The 17,847-nt window shown below is 62.6% G+C and carries 13 protein-coding genes; 4 read left to right on the forward strand and 9 right to left on the reverse strand.

What is annotated here, in order from left to right; genetic code table 11:
- The first annotated feature begins 5 nt into the window (after window positions 1–5).
- On the forward strand, window positions 6–1,106 hold the full coding sequence (locus WNZ15_RS02620; protein ID WP_342891375.1) for a cobalt-precorrin-5B (C(1))-methyltransferase: 1,101 nt from the start codon (window positions 6–8) through the stop codon (window positions 1,104–1,106).
- Window positions 1,099–1,851, forward strand: coding sequence for a cobalt-precorrin-6A reductase (locus WNZ15_RS02625; RefSeq protein ID WP_342891376.1), 753 nt, complete (start codon window positions 1,099–1,101; stop codon window positions 1,849–1,851). Before WNZ15_RS02620 ends, WNZ15_RS02625 begins: the two co-directional genes overlap by 8 nt.
- On the opposite strand, the gene WNZ15_RS02630 is transcribed toward WNZ15_RS02625, so the two are convergent.
- From WNZ15_RS02630 to WNZ15_RS02665, 8 genes are all read right to left on the reverse strand, one after another.
- Window positions 1,848–2,627 (reverse strand): WecB/TagA/CpsF family glycosyltransferase, encoded by a 780-nt coding sequence (locus tag WNZ15_RS02630; RefSeq protein WP_342891377.1) that lies wholly within the window; start codon window positions 2,625–2,627, stop codon window positions 1,848–1,850. The genes WNZ15_RS02625 and WNZ15_RS02630 overlap by 4 nt on opposite strands.
- A 202-nt stretch (window positions 2,628–2,829) precedes the next feature.
- Window positions 2,830–4,554, reverse strand: coding sequence for a GumC family protein (locus WNZ15_RS02635; protein ID WP_342891378.1), 1,725 nt, complete (start codon window positions 4,552–4,554; stop codon window positions 2,830–2,832).
- A gap of 276 nt (window positions 4,555–4,830) precedes the next feature.
- Window positions 4,831–5,883, reverse strand: coding sequence for a glycoside hydrolase family 5 protein (locus WNZ15_RS02640; RefSeq protein ID WP_342891379.1), 1,053 nt, complete (start codon window positions 5,881–5,883; stop codon window positions 4,831–4,833).
- A 50-nt stretch (window positions 5,884–5,933) separates the two neighbouring features.
- Window positions 5,934–6,995 (reverse strand): acyltransferase, encoded by a 1,062-nt coding sequence (locus WNZ15_RS02645; protein WP_342891380.1) that lies wholly within the window; start codon window positions 6,993–6,995, stop codon window positions 5,934–5,936.
- Window positions 6,995–8,284, reverse strand: coding sequence for a hypothetical protein (locus tag WNZ15_RS02650; RefSeq protein ID WP_342891381.1), 1,290 nt, complete (start codon window positions 8,282–8,284; stop codon window positions 6,995–6,997). Before WNZ15_RS02650 ends, WNZ15_RS02645 begins: the two co-directional genes overlap by 1 nt.
- Window positions 8,285–8,438: 154 nt before the next feature.
- Entirely contained in the window at window positions 8,439–9,617 is a 1,179-nt protein-coding gene (locus tag WNZ15_RS02655) for a glycosyltransferase family 4 protein (RefSeq protein WP_342891382.1), read from the reverse strand.
- Between the two features lie 114 nt (window positions 9,618–9,731).
- Window positions 9,732–10,859: a polysaccharide biosynthesis protein GumK gene (locus WNZ15_RS02660; protein WP_342891383.1), complete on the reverse strand. Its 1,128-nt coding sequence runs from the start codon at window positions 10,857–10,859 to the stop codon at window positions 9,732–9,734.
- The gene (locus WNZ15_RS02665; protein WP_342891384.1) at window positions 10,856–11,824 is read right to left on the reverse strand and encodes an ATP-grasp fold amidoligase family protein; all 969 of its coding nucleotides are present in this window, start codon (window positions 11,822–11,824) and stop codon (window positions 10,856–10,858) included. The genes WNZ15_RS02660 and WNZ15_RS02665 overlap by 4 nt, the downstream gene beginning before the upstream one ends.
- A gap of 241 nt (window positions 11,825–12,065) precedes the next feature.
- Between WNZ15_RS02665 and WNZ15_RS02670 the strand changes: the two genes are divergently transcribed.
- On the forward strand, window positions 12,066–13,580 hold the full coding sequence (locus WNZ15_RS02670) for a lipopolysaccharide biosynthesis protein (protein ID WP_342891385.1): 1,515 nt from the start codon (window positions 12,066–12,068) through the stop codon (window positions 13,578–13,580).
- Window positions 13,577–15,349, forward strand: a complete 1,773-nt coding sequence (locus tag WNZ15_RS02675; RefSeq protein WP_342891386.1) for a hypothetical protein — start codon at window positions 13,577–13,579, stop codon at window positions 15,347–15,349. Before WNZ15_RS02670 ends, WNZ15_RS02675 begins: the two co-directional genes overlap by 4 nt.
- A 29-nt stretch (window positions 15,350–15,378) precedes the next feature.
- Here WNZ15_RS02675 and WNZ15_RS02680 read toward each other — a convergent pair whose 3' ends face one another.
- Window positions 15,379–17,835 (reverse strand): glycoside hydrolase family 2 protein, encoded by a 2,457-nt coding sequence (locus tag WNZ15_RS02680; protein ID WP_342891387.1) that lies wholly within the window; start codon window positions 17,833–17,835, stop codon window positions 15,379–15,381.
- Window positions 17,836–17,847: the final 12 nt, after the last annotated feature.

Genomic DNA, 17,847 nt, shown 5'->3' on the forward strand with positions numbered 1-17,847 from the left:
GCCTGATGTCGACACCGGAGCCAACAGAATTGCGGCGGGGCTGGACCACGGGGGCCTGCGCGACAGCGGCCGCCAAGGCCGCTTACAGCGCGCTCTTGACCGGCTCCTTTCCGGACCCGGTGGAAATCACGCTGCCGCGCGGGGGAACAGCCGACTTCGTTCTGACCCGGCACAGCCTTTCCGGCGCGACGGCGATGGCCACCATCACCAAGGATGCCGGCGACGATCCGGACGTCACCCATGGTGCCCTGATCACATCGACCGTCAGGCTGCTGCCTGCGGCCAGCGGTGTCGTCTTCAAGGCCGGCGACGGCGTGGGCACCGTCACCCGTCCCGGCCTGCCGATCCCGCCCGGCGAACCCGCCATCAATCCGGTGCCGCGCCAGATGATGCGGGACGCCATTGCCGGGCTTGCGGCCTCGGCGGGCGCGCCTGGCGATGTGGAAATCGTGGTGTCCATCGACGGCGGCCGCGAGCTGGCGCTCAAGACCATGAACGGCCGCCTCGGCATTGTCGGGGGCCTCTCGGTTCTGGGAACGACCGGCATCGTGCGGCCGTTTTCCTGCGCGGCCTGGATTGCCTCCATCCACCGGGGCGTCGATGTCGCGCGCGCCATCGGCCTGACTCATGTGGTCGGCGCCACCGGCTCGGCCTCCGAAGATGCGGTCAGGGCCCGCTATCAGCTCGACGAGACCGCCTTTCTCGACATGGGCGACTTCGCCGGCGGACTGCTGAAATACCTGCGCAGCCATCCGGTCGACCGGCTGACGCTGTCCGGCGGGTTCGCGAAGTTCACCAAGCTGGCGCAGGGCGCGCTCGACCTTCATTCGGCCCGCAGCTCCGTCGACTTCGCATTCCTGCAGGACCTGCTTCGGCAAGCCGGCGCTCCGCCGGACCTGATCGGCGGCGCGGGCGCCGCCAATACGGCCAAGGAAGTGCTCGACAACGCGCTTGCCGAAGGGCTGGACCTGAGCGGTCCGCTTGCGGGGAAAGTAAAATCTTCGGTCCGTCATATCTTGCGGAACGCACCGATTGATGTCGAGGTGCTGATCACCGACCGGCAGGGCACTGTTCTTGGCGAATGCGGGTTCGACGCCGATGCCTGACCACATCCTTCTTCTCGCCGGTACGTTCGAGGCCCGCCAGGTCGCCGAGCGGCTTGCGGCCATGCCTCCCGGTGTCCGGGTCACCGCTTCCTTCGCGGGTGCCGTCAACGATCTGCCGGATCTCGGCGTGCCGACGCGGGTCGGCGGTTTTGGCGGACCGGACGGCCTCGGCACGTATCTGAAAGAAGAAGCCGTTTCGCTCCTCATTGACGCCACCCACCCGTTCGCCGCCCGGATGAGCCGCAACGCGGCAGCGGCTGCGGAAGCCACCGGTGTTCGGCTGCTGCGGCTCGAGCGGTCACCGTGGAGGCCTGAAGCCGGGGACGACTGGCGGCACTTCCCCACGCTCGACGCCGCCGCCTGTGCTCTGCCGCCGGCCGCGCGCGTCTTTCTTTCGATCGGACGCAAGGATGTCGGCCAGTTCACGCAGCGGAGCGATCTGTTCGCACTGGCCAGAATGATCGAGCCGCCCGGCGTGGTGCTGCCGGATCACTGGCGCCTGATACTGGCACGGCCAGCGCAGGCGGCGGCAGACGAGATCGAACTTCTGGAAACCCACCGCATCAGCCATCTGGTGACCAAGAACAGCGGCGGCGCGCGTTCCTTTGCCAAGATCGAGGCGGCCCGGCAGCTGAACCTGCCGGTTTGGATGATCGACCGACCGCACTTGCCGCCCGCCGACACAGTCGACAGCCTCAGCGCGCTGTTGCACCGGCTTCAGCCGTATTTCGTCGGAAGCGCCTAGGCTTTTTCCGCAGGCCGGCCGTATTTGAGTTTCAGGAGCACGGCGAGAAATCGCGGGATGCCGATAATATACCGGCGAAACAGGCGGCGCGGTTCCTGGAGCAGCCGGAACAGCCATTCCAGGCCGGCTTTCTGAACGAGCCTCGGCGCGCGGGCGACCGAACCGGACATGAAGTCGAACAGGGCACCGACACCCATGGCCACCGGGACATCCAGATGCGCGCGGTTGCGGGCAATGAAAAACTCCTGGCGCGGATTGCCCATGGCCACCAGCAGAAGATCCGGTCCGCTCGCGCTGATATCGGCGCAGATGCCCGCGAGATCCTTGTCGTCGAAATAGCCGTTGCGATGGCCCACGACCTTATGCCTGGGATGGACGCTCTCCAGATGCGCTCTTGCGCCAAGCACCTGCGCCTCCCCTGCACCGATCAGATAGAGGCGCAGTGGAATGTCGATCTCCGCCAGCAGGCGCGGAACGAGATCCGTGCCGTTGAGATTTTCGGGAAAGTGCCGGCCATGCAGGAACCGGCCTGCCAAACCGACACCGATGCCGTCGTTCAGCAGGGTCATGTGCTGCAAGGTGTCGGCATAGGCCGGATTGTCCAGCGCCGTCAGGAGCGTGTGCGCATTGCAGATAGCGATGTCGAGTTGCTGCCGCTGACGGACGGCTCCGCTCACGCGTTCGATGGCGTCTGCCGATGTCAGGCAGGCGATGGCGAACGGACCGATCTCGATGGGGTCATTTTCAGAAGCGGATTGCAGGTCGGCGCTGTTCATCAAGGCTCCAGGCCTGTGGTCAATTGGGATCAGGTCGCGGTTCGAGTGCACGTCGCACGGTTCAAGAAGCAAGGTCGCAGAAAGGGTTATCCCATTTCAAGGCACCGCGATGCGAAAACGACGATTTGAGGCAAAACTCTCCCGGACGCCTGCGCGCACCAACCGCAAGCGACGCAGGACCCCTGTCTGGTTCCAGGAATGGTCAGTCGGCAACCGTGAAATAGGAGCGGATCCCGGGATGGCGGATCAGCCGGCGGGCGAGTGCCAGGAAAAGGCCAAGCCCAAACCCCAGAACCGCTCCGCCGAACAGGCCTCCGATGAGAAGCGTCGACCGACCGGGACCGTCCGCGTAGATGGGAACTTCCGCCTGGCTGATGACACGGACATTGCTTTGAAGGCTGTTGAATTCCTCGTTCGCTTCGCGGGTACGCGTCAGCATGGCCTCGTAAATGTTGCGGGCGGTCGCCGCCTGCAAGACCAGGTTCTCGAGAGCCGCCTGGTTCGGAGAATTGGTGCGTTTCAGAGCCTTCTGGGCGGTCAGTTCCTTGGCAAGCTCATCCTGTGCCTTTTGAGCCTGGGACAGTTCCGTCTGGGCTGTCGACGCAATTCGTTTCAGTTCCTGCCGGATTTCGCTGCCCAGACCGCTCAGCGACGCTTCCGCCGCACCGATCGATGGGTGACGGGACCCGAGCTGACTGCGCAGGCTTCCCAGTTGCGCGGCCGCGGTCGCATACTGGCGGCGGAGATCCACCAGCGTTGCGGAGGACACGTCCGTATCGCTCGTCCCCGCGACGGCATCTTGCAGACTGAGCCGGCTGGCGGCATCAACACGTGCCCGTGCCTCGATGGTTTTCTGTTCGGCAACCACCAGCGCCGTGTTCAGCGCCGACAGCCGGTCGTCCGAAATCAGAACGCCCTTGGAGGCAACCAGATCATTGCGGGCACGATAGTCTTCAACCGCCTTTTCTGTGGCGAACGCCTTGGCACGCAGATCCTCCAGCCGCTTGTCCAGCGTCGAGGTTATGGTCGAATATTGATCGGATGCCGTGGTTGTCTCGTACCGGTACAACGACTCCACCGCGGCGTTGGCGATGCTGGCCGATTTTTCCGGACTGCTCGTCGTTGCCCTGACCGCGATCACGAACGAGTCGTCGACCCTGTTCGCGGTCACCGCCTCCGCGACGGACGCCGCCGCAGCGAATTTGCCCGCCTCGCCGCCTTGCGCGCCGCCGAACTCAGGATCGTCCGTCAGCGACAGCATGTCCACAACGTCGCGCATCACCGTGGTCGACGTCAGGATCTGGATCTGGCTGTTCACCAGGGCGGAAACGGTCTGAGGCGAGATCTGACTGGTCGCCTGACCGTCCCAACTGAGCTGAAGCCGGGTCGGATCGAAGTAAAGACTTGCGTTTGCGGTAAATTTGCGTGGCAGCATCAGGGTCGCGGCAGCACCCAGTGCCATACAAAGAACCACGATGACGGCGATGAGCCGCCGGCTTTCGTAAAGAGCGGCAATGATCGTGCGCGTATCGAGAATAGGCTCTTCCGCCTGATAACGAGAGTCGATCAGCGGATTTCGGGCGACCTGTCTGCGCGCGGAAACGGTGTAGGTGGATTCGGGGTAGGCGGGTTCGGGCGCGAGCGCTTCGGGCCCGTTCTTGCGCGGGTCCGGACGGCCACCGAAAAACCGCCGCCTTGCCGGACGATCCGGATCAGCCGGTCCGGCAAGATCTCCCGGCTCCGGCACCTGCCTGTCGTATTTGCGGGAACCGCTGCGGCGCTGGCCGGCCAGTCTGACCAGCTCCAACTGGGCGTCGTCACGGCCGCGCTCCGGCCGGCCGGAGCGCCGGGACGACCCTTGGGGCGTTCGCCGCCCGTGGACATGATCCCATTCCGGGCTGTCCCAGTCATCTTCGTACCCGTTCATTTCCGTTTTTCAGACTTCTCTGTTGTGACACGACGCGGTCGGCTTCGAGCCCTGTTGACGCCAGCGAGCCAATCGGGACGCGGCCTGAGGAAATTCGGTGCAAAATGCCCGGCTCAGGAAACGAAGCCGCCGGGAGAGATGTTCCCTTTGACGACTTTTCGACGCCGAAATGAGCACCCTGGTTCCACACTGCGCCCAGACTTCATTCCCGGACTTCACTCGCAGACCTCATTCACAGACCTCGCGCCCAGACCCGCCCAGCCTGCAGAAACATAGTTAATTTATTGTTTCGCAAGCCTGATCGCCGATCGTTTGCAGGTTCGGCATCAGTTCGGTGAGCTGCGCGCGGTCCTTGCCGTCAACCGGCTGGATGTTGTTGCCCTCGGTTTGCGGCCACCACTCGCCGGCAGCCCAATAGGTCCATCCGACCCACCGATCCGGGTTCGCATCCATGAACCGGACCATGTCCGTGAGACCTGCAAGGCAGGCGGGATCCTTCGAACCGCCGAATTCTCCCAGGAACCCCTTGGCGCCCTGTTCGGCAAGCCAGCCGGTGAACCGTTCAAGCCCCTCAAGGGCACCGGCGGCCTTCGGGCATGTTTCATGCGTTCCGGAATAATCCTCGTCCATGTACTGATGCACTTCGTAGGCAAAATTCCCGGCAGGATCCACGACGCCGGACATGACCCTGGAATTGTTTCCCCCCGGACGGTCGCTCAGCCAGCTTGTCGCACCGCTCCAGTTGGTGCCCGGCACCAGTACCAGGTTGTCCGCCCCCACCGCGCGGATCCCGGTGATGGCCTGGTTGACCGCCAACAGCCAGTCCTCGGCGGGAATATCATAGGGCTCGTTCATGAGACCGAAGACGATGTCCGCGTCACCCGCGAATTCCAGCGCAAGCCGGATCCAGAAATCGGCAAAGACCTGGGCCGGAAGATCCGGCGTCATCATGCGTTTGCCATCGTAGTACCCGAAATTATGCGGGTTCAGCACCACGGTCATGTCGTAGGCCCGCAGCAGTTCGACAGCTTCCTTGAGGCGCTTCAGTTCCATTGCCTCGAGCGGACGGCCGAACACCGGCTGAAGCCGCTCCCAGCGAAAGGGCAGCCGGACAATGTTCATGCCGGTTTCGGCGAAATACTTCACGGTCCGTTCCGACGGGTAGATGTAATTGGTGCCGTAGACGTTGTCGGTATCGACGCCGTATTCGGCACCGGACAGGTTGACGCCCTTGTAACAGACGGCCGCCGAGCCCGCTTCCGCAGGCAATTGCAGCATCCAGACGGCGGCTGCGGCCAGCGCGGTCATGCGTATGGGGTCGTTCACCATGTCACTCAAGCCTTGCAATCAATCCCGGCCCTGCAATCGATGCCGGGCCGTCAAACGCGTTCACCGCCGGCGGCCATCGCCGGTCTTTGGCCACGTCGCCTGCCGTTGAAAATCCGTGCCACCGGCAATTCGAAATACCGGTAGATCAACAGGGACACTATGACCGAAGCAACCATGCAAACGGAAATGAACAATATTTCATTTTTCAGCCAGTCGAATGGAACCATGCCGTAGGCGATCCGTACCGCGACAAGGGTGAACACATGGCTGAGATAGAGACTGTAGGAAGCATCTCCCATCGCATGCAGCAGTTTCACGTCGCGGAATCTCGAGAAATCAAGCGACACCAGAGCGTAGATCGCCAGTGCGGCGGGGACGCCCGCAGACACGATGCGCGGCAGCGGCAAGTCCAGCCCGTCCGCAGCGACAAGACAGGCGAAGGCCAGGGGGACCAGCGCCACCGCCAGCCGCGACGGCATCAGCCGGCCGGCCAGATAGAGACGGGCGATGATCACCCCGGCCAGGAACTCGAACACGATCGGGTTGCCGTAGAAACGCACTATGACGCCGTCTCCCGGCCACAGCTGAAAAACCGCGAACAGCGCCAGCAACACCGCCGCAAGCGCATGGATCCTGACCGCCTTCGGCAGCAGCAGCAGCGCGCCGAAGATCAGGTAGAAGAACATTTCGTAATTCAGTGTCCAGCCGGGGATGACGACCGGGGCGATCAATTGACCCGAACCGTCCGCCGGATTGGTCCATGGAACAAAGACCAGCGAAGCCAGCAAGTGCGGCAGATCGAAGGTCGTGGATTTCAGGTAACTCGGCATCACAAGCGCAATGGCCGCCGCACTGAGCGTGAACAACCAGTAGAGCGGCACGATGCGCTCGATGCGCCGGCGGTAGAACTCGATCGGGCGCATCTCACGGTCCGCGGTTGTCAGCCACATCACGAAACCGCTGAGGACAAAGAAGAGATCCACGCCGGTTTCTCCGAACAGGAACGTCGAGGACACCGCCTCCGGTTCGAACCGCCCGTACTGAAGCACGCTGTGAAAGTAGACGACCAGCAACGCCGCGATAGCCCGAACGTACTGTAACTGCACGAGCATCACGCACCCCTGAAATGTTGTGAGTGGGTCTGCGGCCGCAGTGGCGCGGCGGCCCGACGCGGGGCCGGCAGGTGCCGCATCGCCCCCGCGAGCATCCACAGAAGACCCGCAATCTTGATCGAGAAGACGGCCGTCCCGCCGATCATCATGTTCATGAAGATGAATACGGCAAAGGCGTGCCCGAAGCGTCGCTGCTCCGTGGTGTTCCCCGCCGGAAAAAGACAGACAAACAGCCAGAACAGGATGAGGCTGAAAACGGTCCCGATCACGATCACGTAAACATACCCGCTGTCCGCCAGGGTGGAGGCTTTTTCGGCCGAGAACCCGAGCAAGGTGAGCAGATCCATTTCGCTCAATTTCGACATCGTCAGCACCACGCGCCCGGGGATGTCGTCACCTGCGGCGTCTGGATTCACCAGGTAGACGATGAACCCGAGGAATAGAATGATCGGCAGGTACAGCAGCGTGAACATCTTGGGCAGCGAGGGAAACACGAAATAGCCGGCAATGCAGATGAAGGCAAAAATCAGCATGGTCCTGGAATCGTTCGTCAGCAGGATCAGGACAATGGTCAGCAGGCAGAATGCCCGTTGCGCCCTGGTGAAGTGCCCCCAGAGGCTCACCAGCGCAATCATCAGGACACCGGCGAAATTGGCGAGCGAAACCTGTTCCAGAAAAATGGACGACGACCTGTGATTGATGAGGCCGAAACTGAAACGGCCCTCGAAGCCGAGCGCGTTTTCGAACAGCTTGGTATCGAAATACCCGGATCGCTCGAGCCCGCGCGTGTTCTCGAAATAGAGCGCCGGAAAGAAGAAGTCGCCATACTGATTGACGAAGAACATTTCCATCAGGAGAACCAGCAGGACGAGCGAAGCCGCCGCGAGAAACACGAACTTGACCGTCCTGAGCCCCGCCCGGCTTCCCAGAGCCGCGAAACAGAACACGATGAGCATGTTGCGGGAGAAGTCGATGACGGGCGCCCGGTTGATGACCGACACGTAAACGGAGAAGACCAGCGTGACAACCAACAGGAACAGCGGTGCCAGGTCCTTCTCGAACAGGCCCCTGTTCACTATGATCACCAGCGCCGACAGCAGGATCAGCATTTCGGTCGCCGCGGCCCCGGTGAAGCCGAGAGGGGTGACATGCGCGTTCACGACCGCCAGAATGGCGTTGTAGACCGTGGCCGCCAGCACCACCAGCGCGATTGCCGTATCTCTCTTGTCTGCGGTTTCTATAGCTGGTCTCCAGGCTTTGCTGCCGCAAGCGCTTGAAAAGAGTGACAAGTTAACGGGTTCTCCCGACCTCGACAAGCAGCACGCTTGACGGGCCGGCGTCCCGGCGGGCCCTGCCAGACAACTTCAGAACTGACCTGGCCCAGGCCCCTGGACAGGCGGAAATCGGGGCCTGAAGGCGAATTCTTCAGAATACGCCGAAGACCTAAGTGTCCGCGGACGCCGGCAGCACCTTTCGGTACAGTGCGTCATAGCGGCTTATGACAGACTTCCAGCTGTACGCCTCGGCATCCGCGATCAGGGTATTTCTGAGGTCCGGCCACCGGCTGGACGCGGCGAGCCGGGCAGCAATGGCCGCTGCCGGTTGCTCCGGCCTGGAAAAATCCGCCAGCTCGATCGACGCATGTTTTTCGGCCAGCGCGCGGAAAGCGCCGTTCGGATGGACAACCGGAACCAGGCCTGCGCTCATCGCCTCGATCAGGGCCAGCCCGAAGCCCTCGTACTCGGATGCGCTGACAAAAAAGCTGCATTGGCCCATCAACGCGCGGATTTCGCCGTCGGACAGACCGACATGTATGCGCAGGTTGTCGGCAACACCAAGCGCCCTGGCACGTGCAAGAAGATCCTCGCGGGTCAGATCGGACTCCATGCCCGCAATGTCGAGCATCCAGTCCGGGTCCTGCGCCCGGAGCGCAGCCAGCAATTCGATTGACCGGTCCGGCCGCTTGTTCGCCGAAAAGCGGCCGAGAGTCAGCAGCCGCTTGACCGGTTTCTCGGACGCGGCCGCCCTGAATTTTGCGATATCGACACCGTTTTCGATCAGACAGGCCCGCTCCGGGGCGATTTTCCGGAACTGTCGGAAGTCGCTCTCGCTGCAGCAGGCAAGCGCCCCGTAGCGGCTGGCGGAAAAGCGGGTCAGCGTATTGAACCAGACGGTTTTCAACGCGGCATGTTTTCTGGTGTGAAAGAAACCGCCATGGGTCGTCGCCACCAGGCGGCGGCCATGCCAGGGCCTTGCAAGAGCCAGCGCGTCAAAGAAAAAGTCGACCGCATGAACATGCACCAGGTTCGCCCTGCCAAGTTCGGCAAGCACCCGAGGCGCCAGCGGGTAGCGCGTGCTGCCCCTGAAAGGGATGCGGTGCACGTCGACACCGTCGATCACTTCCCGGGCGGGCAGCTCAATGTCCGGCTCCTTGAAGAGCCTGTTCAGGGTGACCACCTTCAGGCTGGCAAAACGCCCCTTCTGCAGTGCCGTCAGATTGCGCACCACGTCTTCCAGGCCGCCTACGCTGGGCACATACTGGCGGACGACGTGAACCAGATGCACTTTCGAGAAGTCCGGCTGTTCCGCGGTCTCCGATTGCGTTTGAATGGCGATTGTCATCGAATGAGCCCGGCTGCTTGCGGCGGATTCCGTTTCAGAACGGTATACCCGGTGTGGATTAACAAAGGCGTTCTGGCCCAAAAAATGCGTCGCGATTGCCGGTTTCGGCCGGGGTTAGGCCGCAGTTTTTTCGGCAACCGCCACCGCGCGGTCGAGTATCCCGGCTGCAATCTCGTCCCAGCCAAGAATATCGGCCCCGAAGGACTCGCTTTTCGCCATGGCCAGGGCCGCCGCGACCTTGCCGGGCCAGTCCTGTTCCCCGTCGAGCGAATAGCCCACCAGGTTGCCGCGCTTGTCCGGGATCAGGTCCGGTGTCAGCACGGGAAGCCGGCAATAGGCATATTGCAGAAATTTCAGGCTGGTCTCTGCCAGATAGACATCTTCTTTGCGCATCCGGTAAGGCGCGATGCCGAAATCCGCATGCCGGATATAGGGAACCAGTTCCCGGAACGGTTTTTCCCCATGGACGACGATGTTGTCCGGCAGGTCTCCCGCACAGGTCGCTCCGAAGACGTGATAGGTCACGCTCCGGTCGGCGGCGGCCAGTGCCCTGACGGCGGCCTCGTCGAACAGCATGTTGCCGACCGAAACGGCATTCCTGGTGCCGGCTTCGTATGGCGAGGGTGCCGAAAGGTCGAAGGCGGCCTTGTCGATGGCCTGCGGCAGGATTTCCGTCCGGCAGGATTGCGATGTCATCGCGGCAATCGAACTGGAGGGGGTGATGACCAGATCGAACTCGGGCAGGATCCGGCGTTCCAGTTCCTGGAGGTAAGGCGCGGCACCGATCGTCGTCAGCCAATCGCGCTTGATGTAGACAAAAACAGCATCCGGGTTCAGGCGCCGCGCGGAGTGGAAAAAGCTGAGACAGGTTCCAGGTTCGAAAAAGACCGCGTCGGCAGAAGTCAGCGCGGGGCGCAAGAAGCCGGGAATATATCCGCCGTAAATACGAAACAGCGGCCGGTTGAGAAGGTTCAGGACCCGGTTGCGGGAGCTGAAGGCATGCAGGGGCGGAATATAGGCCCCGGCATGCAACCGCGGCTCGATTTCAAGAAACCGGTTTTTCTGCCGCTCTGCCAGCGCACGGTAGACTGCGTCCTGCTTGAGTTTTGAAAGCCAGCTCAAGCCGACCGTCGCGATGTGGGTCTCGTGCCCCGCCCGCGCCCATTCCTCGGCGATGAAATGCGTGCTCACCTTGCGTGCCGACGGCAGGAAGGGTTGCGCCGTCCACTTGAAGAGTTTCATCCGCGCCCCTCCGGCCCGTCATCACGTGGCGCGGAACGCTCGCCCGTCAGCGCGCTCTTGTCGCGCCAATGCGAACCAAGAACAGTGTCATAGCTGTCCGGCATGAAGGTTTCAAAACCGCCGCTCGGATAAAGCGTGATCTCGCCGACATAGATTTCCCCCTCCGTGTCGTAGAGGTCGACCCTGGCGAAACTGATGCCATCGCTCATCTTTTCCGCGATCGCGATCATCTTGTCCAAAGCGACAGGCCTCGGCATGAGCTCTCTCAAGTGCGGATACCAGTCGAAATGTACATCCAGAAATTCCCAATCCCGTGAATAGACCGCCTCGAACATCAGGCCGTCTTTCGGCTCCCGGAGTTCGATATGGACCAGCTTTCCGCTGAAACAATAAAACCGGTAATCTCGCAGCACCTCGCCCGGGCGGCCAAGCCTTTTTTCGATTATGATCTGGCGGGGAACGTCCTTGTAAGCCCATTCCCGGTTGAACCTGAAATGGTCGTCGGCAAGCCACTCCGCTTCCGGCCGGCGCGCCATCAAAGTGTCGATGTCCGATTGTCCGGACAGAAAATATCCCGACTTGCTGGCGTGCGTCGGCTTGACCACCGCCGGCAGATCGATGCCGGCCCAGTCCACTTCCGACAGGTCCGTCCCGACCCAATAGGTGGGAACGACATGTTGCGCCCCGACCCGATCTCGAATGACATCCTTCGCTCTGACCTTGTCGACTATGACCGGATAGAGCGGATTCCGGTCCCGCAGCTTGCGCAGATGCTGAAGCTCGGAAAACCGGCGCGGATTTTTCGTATCGGGGAACCGGCCGTAGATCGAGGCATATTTCAAATAGAGGTACGGTCCGTCCGGCAGCGGCGAGATGAGCCGCCAGAAAAGCCTCTTCATTCGAAGCAGCAGGCTGTCTGAAAACCTGTAGGATTGCGCGATCGTTTTCATTTTCGTTACTGTCATTTATGCCGATAGAATTCCATACGGTATTTTGGGTTTAAATGAAGTGAACGCGGGAGACGTCATGTGTGGTTCCAGCCAGATCCGTTGCCCGAAAAGACGGCGAACGGGCGTCGTGTCCGGCGGTGCGGATCTCGATCAAATTTCGATTTTTCACAGACCTTAGGCAATCCCTTAAGGTGTTTCAGGGTAAACCAGCCTCCGACACGGGTTATCCGACCTCAACGCCAAATTGCTTCCATCCATGGCCAGTTTCGTAAATTCTTCCATCTTCAGCACGCTTGCCGGCCTGACGTCTCTTCTGGCCGGTTTCGTCTGCAACGTGATCATTGCGCGCACGCTCGGACCTGATGGATCCGGCATTGTGGCCTTTGGTGTCTGGGCGGCCCTGACCGCCTACACCATCGCCAATTTCGGCATCCCGAACACCTTGCAACGCTACATGCTGCGCTACGACCAGCCCGGCAATTGTGGCGGCGGGCTGGCCCGGCACCTGCTGCCACGGTTCCTGATCCCGATGACCCTCGCCACCTTCGGGTTGCTGGCCTACGTCTATTTCTTCCCCGGTGAAGCGTCGGCAGATGTTTATTCTCCCGAGATTTTCCTGATCATCACGCTCGTTTTCCTGTTTTATTCCATCGCCTGTTACGCCGAAGGAAGTTCTCGCGGACTTCATCGGTCCCCGGAAATCACCCGTTTCGCAGTGATCGGCAGCGCCCTGCAGATCCCCGCAGTCGTGGCGGGATCCCTTTTGTTCGGCGCAGCCGGTGCGCTTGCGGGCTATGCCGTCCGCCACCTGCCGCAAGCGCTGGCGGTGCGCAGGTACATCGCGTCCGCTCCCGAAACCGGGACCCGCTTCGACAGCAATATCTACAGCTATGCAAGGAACACCTGGTTCACGGGCATGCTCGGCACGATCGCATGGGGCCGGACCGAATACCTGTTCCTGAGCTTTTACGTTTCCCCGGTGGAACTCGGATTTTACGCCGCCGGACTGTCGCTGGCCGCACTTGTGACCCAGCTTCCCGGCCACATGCTGGCGGCCCTGACGACACACCTGGGCGAGTTGCATGACCAGGGCAGCACGGAGCGTATAGAAAAAACATATCAGCGCACCATGCGCTGGATAGGGCTGTCCACCTTGCCGATATGCCTTGGCGGCGCGGCGGTGATGAGCGAGCTTCTGCCGATGATCTTCGGCGACGCGTTCGACGGCGGACGTGTCGTTGCCGCGATCCTGGTCGGCTCGGCGTTTCTCAACACCCTGGAAATGGTGCCCAGGGCCGTCATGATGGCGCGCGAGCGCAGCCATGTCATCGTCCGGATCAGTGCCGTCTTCGCGGTCCTCTCGATCGCGGTATTCGCGGTCGTGGTGCCCTATGCCGGACTGATCGGTGCGGCATTGGCACGCATCGCTCTCCATGGACTGCTGCTGAGCGTGCTGATGATCTACTGCGGACGCCAGTTGAACCTGGCTGTCGGCATCAGATGGCTGCTCGGCAGCTTCGCCGCTGCAGCGTTATGCGCGATCACCGCCTATGCGGTCCTGTGGAGCATCGGCGGGATCATCGGTCTTCTGGTGGCGGTGCCGGCGGGTGCACTCGTTTATTTCGCGGCCGTCAGGGCCCTGAACTGCATTCCGCAGGAAGATGCGGATGTCCTTCTGTGGACGCTTTCCGCTGTGCTTCCCAAAAGACTGACCCCACTTCTGAAAGCCGTTTTCCGCGTGCTCGTTCGACAGGAAAGATCAACCAAATGAGTTTCGTCCCGTCCGTTCCGCTGTGCTTTGACGGGCTTGCCGCCGTGCTGACCCGGCCAGCCCCCGAAGTGCCCTGCCGGGGCGCGGTGTTGCTGTGCCGGCCCTGGGGCTTTGACGAATTGTGCAGCCGCAAGTTCTATCGCGTTCTCGCCGAAACGCTCGCGGAGCGCGGACTGGCCAGCCTCCGGTTCGACTATCCGGACACGGTCGATTCGCTCGACACCCCGGAGGGCTCCGGTCTCGATGACTGGACCGCAGCCGCGAACAGGGCCGGCGATGCACTCAAACGGTCAACCGGTGTGGACCGGATCGCTCTCTTCGGCCTGGGCGTCGGTGCTGTGGTCGCGCGGAACGCCGCCCAGACCCGCAAGGACATTTCCGCCATCGTCCTAGCCGCGCCGGTGACAAGCGGCAGGCGCTACCTGCGCGAGACCGATCTGCGCGCGAAGGTCCTTTACGAGCGGCTGAACATTCAGCCGGAGGGCCTGCCCCGAACGAAATATTCCATCGCCGGCATTGCGCTGCCCGATCCGCTCGCAACCGATCTCGCGCTTGTCAAACCCGCCGGACCGGGCCTGCCCGGCGGCGTTCCAGCTCTTCTGTGCCTGCGCCCCGATCTCGACAGTGACACCGCATTCGCGGAGCATCTTCGCGGCGATACGCCGGGGCTGGAAGTCACCGAGTTCGGGGGATACGAGGATCTGATGATCGATCCGCTGCGCTCGAAAGTGCCGGAGGCGAGCATCGCTGAAATCGCCAACTGGCTTGGGAACACGTTGGCGCCCCCCGGGGCAGTGACCGGGGCGGTGACCGGCGCAAGCGAAAACCCTGCGGACATGACGGCGCTGGCAGGCAACGGTTTCACTGAAACCGCCGCCTATTTCGGACCGGCCAGCAAACAGCTCTTCGCCGTCTCAAGCTCGCCGGAGGAAGCGCGCGCCGGAAGGCCGGTGTTTCTTTTCGGCAATACCGGCGGCTATGACCACCATGGCGGCTGGGCCCGGAGCTGGGTCAAGATCTGCCGGTCACTGGCGCGTGGCGGCGCGGAGACGGTGCGCTTCGACATGGCCAATGTGGGCGACAGTCCGCCCAAGGACGGGATCGCTTCGGAAATTCTGTATTCCGACGGTCCTGTTGCCGATTTCGGCGATGCGGTGGACTGGCTCGACGCACACCATGACGGTCCGCTCACACTGGTCGGGCGCTGCAGCAGCTCGCATGCCGCGCTTCACGCGGCCCGTTTCAGCCGGGCCATCTCCCGGGTCGTTCTGTGCAATCCGCTGGTCTATATCTGGGATCCTGACGAAGTGGTCGATGTCAATCGGCTCGGGTTCCGGACCGCCGAGGCCTACCGCAAGAAGATGACCGATCCCAGGACGCTGAAGCGCCTCGTCACCGGCGACATCAACATCAGGTCCGTTCTGCGGGGCATGACAAAGCTCGGCGGGATGAAACTCGCCTCGGTCCTGTCGAAGGTGTTGCCCCGCCTGACAAAACACGGCCGTTTCAAGCTGCAGGCGCTCGAGATCTTCGCTGAACTCCGGGACCGGGGCATTCCGGTGCATTTTTTCTGCAGCGCCGGCGACGGCAGCCTGGAACTGCTCGAGTTTCATTTCGGGCAGGACCTGAGCGGACTGAAAGCCTACCCCAACATGAGCGTGTTCACCGTCGAAAACGCCGATCACAACCTGACCCCCGAACCGGCTCAAAAAGTGCTCGAGGCATTCCTGGGCGATCTGGTGGGGCAGGACCTGGCAAAAGCAAAGTAAGCAGTCGTAGCGGGATCGGGGTAGCGCACCTACCCGTCGGCGGTGGAAAGGGGCACCGCCAGAACGCCCTGCATGTTCAAAGCGGCGATTTCCAGTCGCTCCGGCACCGTTTCGGGCGCGTCCGGGCGTTCAGGCCTGAAGACGATCTCCTTCTCCGGACCGGGCGCCAGGTGAAAACCGTTTTCCGACGCGACATATCCTGGAAGTGTCAGAGTGACGGCAGCAAGTGTCGCCTCCGTCGCCAGTTGAACGGCAAGCGGTCCGTCACTGTGTGCCGTGATCTGCGCCCTGAGCGCCGTCTTCGACACCCTGGCGACAGAGTCTGCCAGCGGAAAATGAAACGCTTCAGCCAAAACCGTCCCCGTCTCCCGGTCCAGCATCCGCACCAGTGTCACATCGTGTGAGGGCGGACCGAACCGATAGGCATAGGTGACGTCGAAAAACGCGCCGATCAGGTCGACCGCGTTGAGGGACTGGGCGCTGTGCGGCGCCAGCACAAGTTCCTTTTGCCCCGAGACCACCGGCACTTGTCCGTCCCGCAAACAGGTCAGCGCGAGCGTGACAGTCTTTTCCCCTGGCCGTTCATTGATGACATGGATGGCCAGCCCGTTGGTGCCTTCGTCCGTCAGACAAACCTGCAACGGACGGAAGGCCCGCTTCAGGGCGTACCAGGCCGGTTTCGGCCTGCCGGCGGCATCGATCACACCCCAGCCCGCGCCCATGGCCAGATCCTGCAGCGTCCACACCAGCGCGCCCCGGCAGGAGGAGCCCCCGCGCCGCCACTCGGCAAAGGTTCTTTCCATGACCTCCCCGGTCACGGCCCTGCCGAGATCGAGATAGCGGTCCGGATCGCCGGTGCGCAGCGCCGCAGGGTCAACGCCGTAAAGGTCTTTCAGATAGTGGTCGCGGACATCCTCGAAGTCCCAGCCAGCCCCCCGGTCACGCGGCACGCGGGCCTTCCAGCGCGGATCATGCCCGGGCCTGACCGAAGGCAACCCCTCCTCGAGGCTCTGCCGGCAGGGAACATTGGAAAACGCCAGGCACTCGCCGGCGAAGCGCACATCCGCTCGCCGGGCATCGTCCAGTGGGCGCAGGTAGGCGCCGACGCCATAGTAATGCGCGATGCCCGCGTTCGGCGAGAACGGCAGCACCCCGCCGCAGGGCGAATTCGGTGCGTAGGGGACATCCGGGCGAAGGCCAACCGCGAGTTCGGGCAGGATCTCTTCGCAGAGCGGCCCTTTCCAGCGGTTCTCCGGCAGGCCCATCATCGCCCCCTGCTGGTAGATCTCGCTGCCGCCGCACAGAACGGCAAGCGAGGGACACCCCATGCTGTCGGAAAGCTGGTCGCGGACCTCTGCCCTCACCTCGCCGACAAAGACGTCGTCCTTGACCGGATAGTCATAATTGGCGAACTGGAAGTCCTGCCAGACGAGCAGGCCGAGTTCGTCGCAGAGCTCAAAGAATGCCCGAGTCTCGTAGATCATGGTGCCGCCGATACGCAGCATGTTCATGCCGGCATCGCGGGCCGCCTCCAGCAACGGACGACAGGTGTCCGGATCGCCGGACAGATTCAGGAGATCCGCACTGGTCCAGACCGCGCCCCTGCAGAACACCGCAATTCCGTTGACCCTGAGGCCAAAGCCGGTGCCATCTTCGCCGCGATCCACCTCGAGACGCCGGAAACCGGTCTTTCCGAGCCCGAACCGCTGCTCTCCGGCCTGAACCGTGATTTCGTAGAGTGCCGGTGTGCCATGGGTGTGCGGCATCCACGGGTCGATGCCCGCCGGGCAAAGCGATGCCGCCAACGAGCCATCCTCCCGGCGCACCATCTCCGCCGCACTGCCGGCGCACTCCAGAACCGGAACCGCGTCGGAATTTTCAAGTTTCAGGGAAACGGTCAACCGGGCGCGCCCGTCGGGCGCGAGATCGGCCAGCACCTGCTTTTCCGTGATCCGCGCTGCGGCCTCCGGCTCGATCCGGATCGGCCGGTACGGTCCGACCGCATGGATCTCCGGGCACCAGCCGGGCATGTGACCGAGCAAAGTGGTGCGCACCAGACGCAGGCCCTGGGACGTCGCGAGTTGAGGCTTCCAGCGCGCCCGCGGTCCCTTCGCCGTCAAATGAGGCGCCAGTGCCCGGAAGCAGAGCGTCAGGACATTCCGCTCTGCAAGATCCACCGGAACCTGAAATTTCCGGAACATGTTGCGGCACTCGAGAACCGGCTCACCGTTGAGATAGACCTCCGCGACGGTCGCCAACCCGTCCAGATGCAGGAGGTACCGGCCCGGCTCGGCGTCGAACCGGCCTTCGTACCAGACGTCCTTGCCGTGCAGCGGCACCGGATTGTCCGGGTCGAACAGCCCCGCCCGAGTCAGGGCACCGGCCACGGTTCCCGGCACCGCGGCAGGCACGGGGTCTGGCAGGGTTCCGGCGGCGGGAGGCAGCTCAAAGGTGCCCGGTTCCGTGACGGAGAGGATCCAGTCCATGGTGGCAGGGCC

The organism is Roseibium sp. AS2, assembly GCF_038900065.1.
Lineage (GTDB): Bacteria > Pseudomonadota > Alphaproteobacteria > Rhizobiales > Stappiaceae > Roseibium.

Coding starts and splice junctions, on each gene's coding strand:
- WNZ15_RS02675 (WP_342891386.1), top strand. CDS start 13,577: ATGAGTTTCGTCCCGTCCGTTCCGCTGTGCTTTGACGGGCTTGCCGCC.
- WNZ15_RS02645 (WP_342891380.1), bottom strand. CDS start 6,995: ATGCTCGTGCAGTTACAGTACGTTCGGGCTATCGCGGCGTTGCTGGTC.
- WNZ15_RS02635 (WP_342891378.1), bottom strand. CDS start 4,554: ATGAACGGGTACGAAGATGACTGGGACAGCCCGGAATGGGATCATGTC.
- WNZ15_RS02655 (WP_342891382.1), bottom strand. CDS start 9,617: ATGACAATCGCCATTCAAACGCAATCGGAGACCGCGGAACAGCCGGAC.
- WNZ15_RS02665 (WP_342891384.1), bottom strand. CDS start 11,824: ATGACAGTAACGAAAATGAAAACGATCGCGCAATCCTACAGGTTTTCA.
- WNZ15_RS02630 (WP_342891377.1), bottom strand. CDS start 2,627: ATGAACAGCGCCGACCTGCAATCCGCTTCTGAAAATGACCCCATCGAG.
- WNZ15_RS02640 (WP_342891379.1), bottom strand. CDS start 5,883: ATGGTGAACGACCCCATACGCATGACCGCGCTGGCCGCAGCCGCCGTC.
- WNZ15_RS02680 (WP_342891387.1), bottom strand. CDS start 17,835: ATGGACTGGATCCTCTCCGTCACGGAACCGGGCACCTTTGAGCTGCCT.
- WNZ15_RS02620 (WP_342891375.1), top strand. CDS start 6: ATGTCGACACCGGAGCCAACAGAATTGCGGCGGGGCTGGACCACGGGG.
- WNZ15_RS02670 (WP_342891385.1), top strand. CDS start 12,066: ATGGCCAGTTTCGTAAATTCTTCCATCTTCAGCACGCTTGCCGGCCTG.
- WNZ15_RS02625 (WP_342891376.1), top strand. CDS start 1,099: ATGCCTGACCACATCCTTCTTCTCGCCGGTACGTTCGAGGCCCGCCAG.
- WNZ15_RS02660 (WP_342891383.1), bottom strand. CDS start 10,859: ATGAAACTCTTCAAGTGGACGGCGCAACCCTTCCTGCCGTCGGCACGC.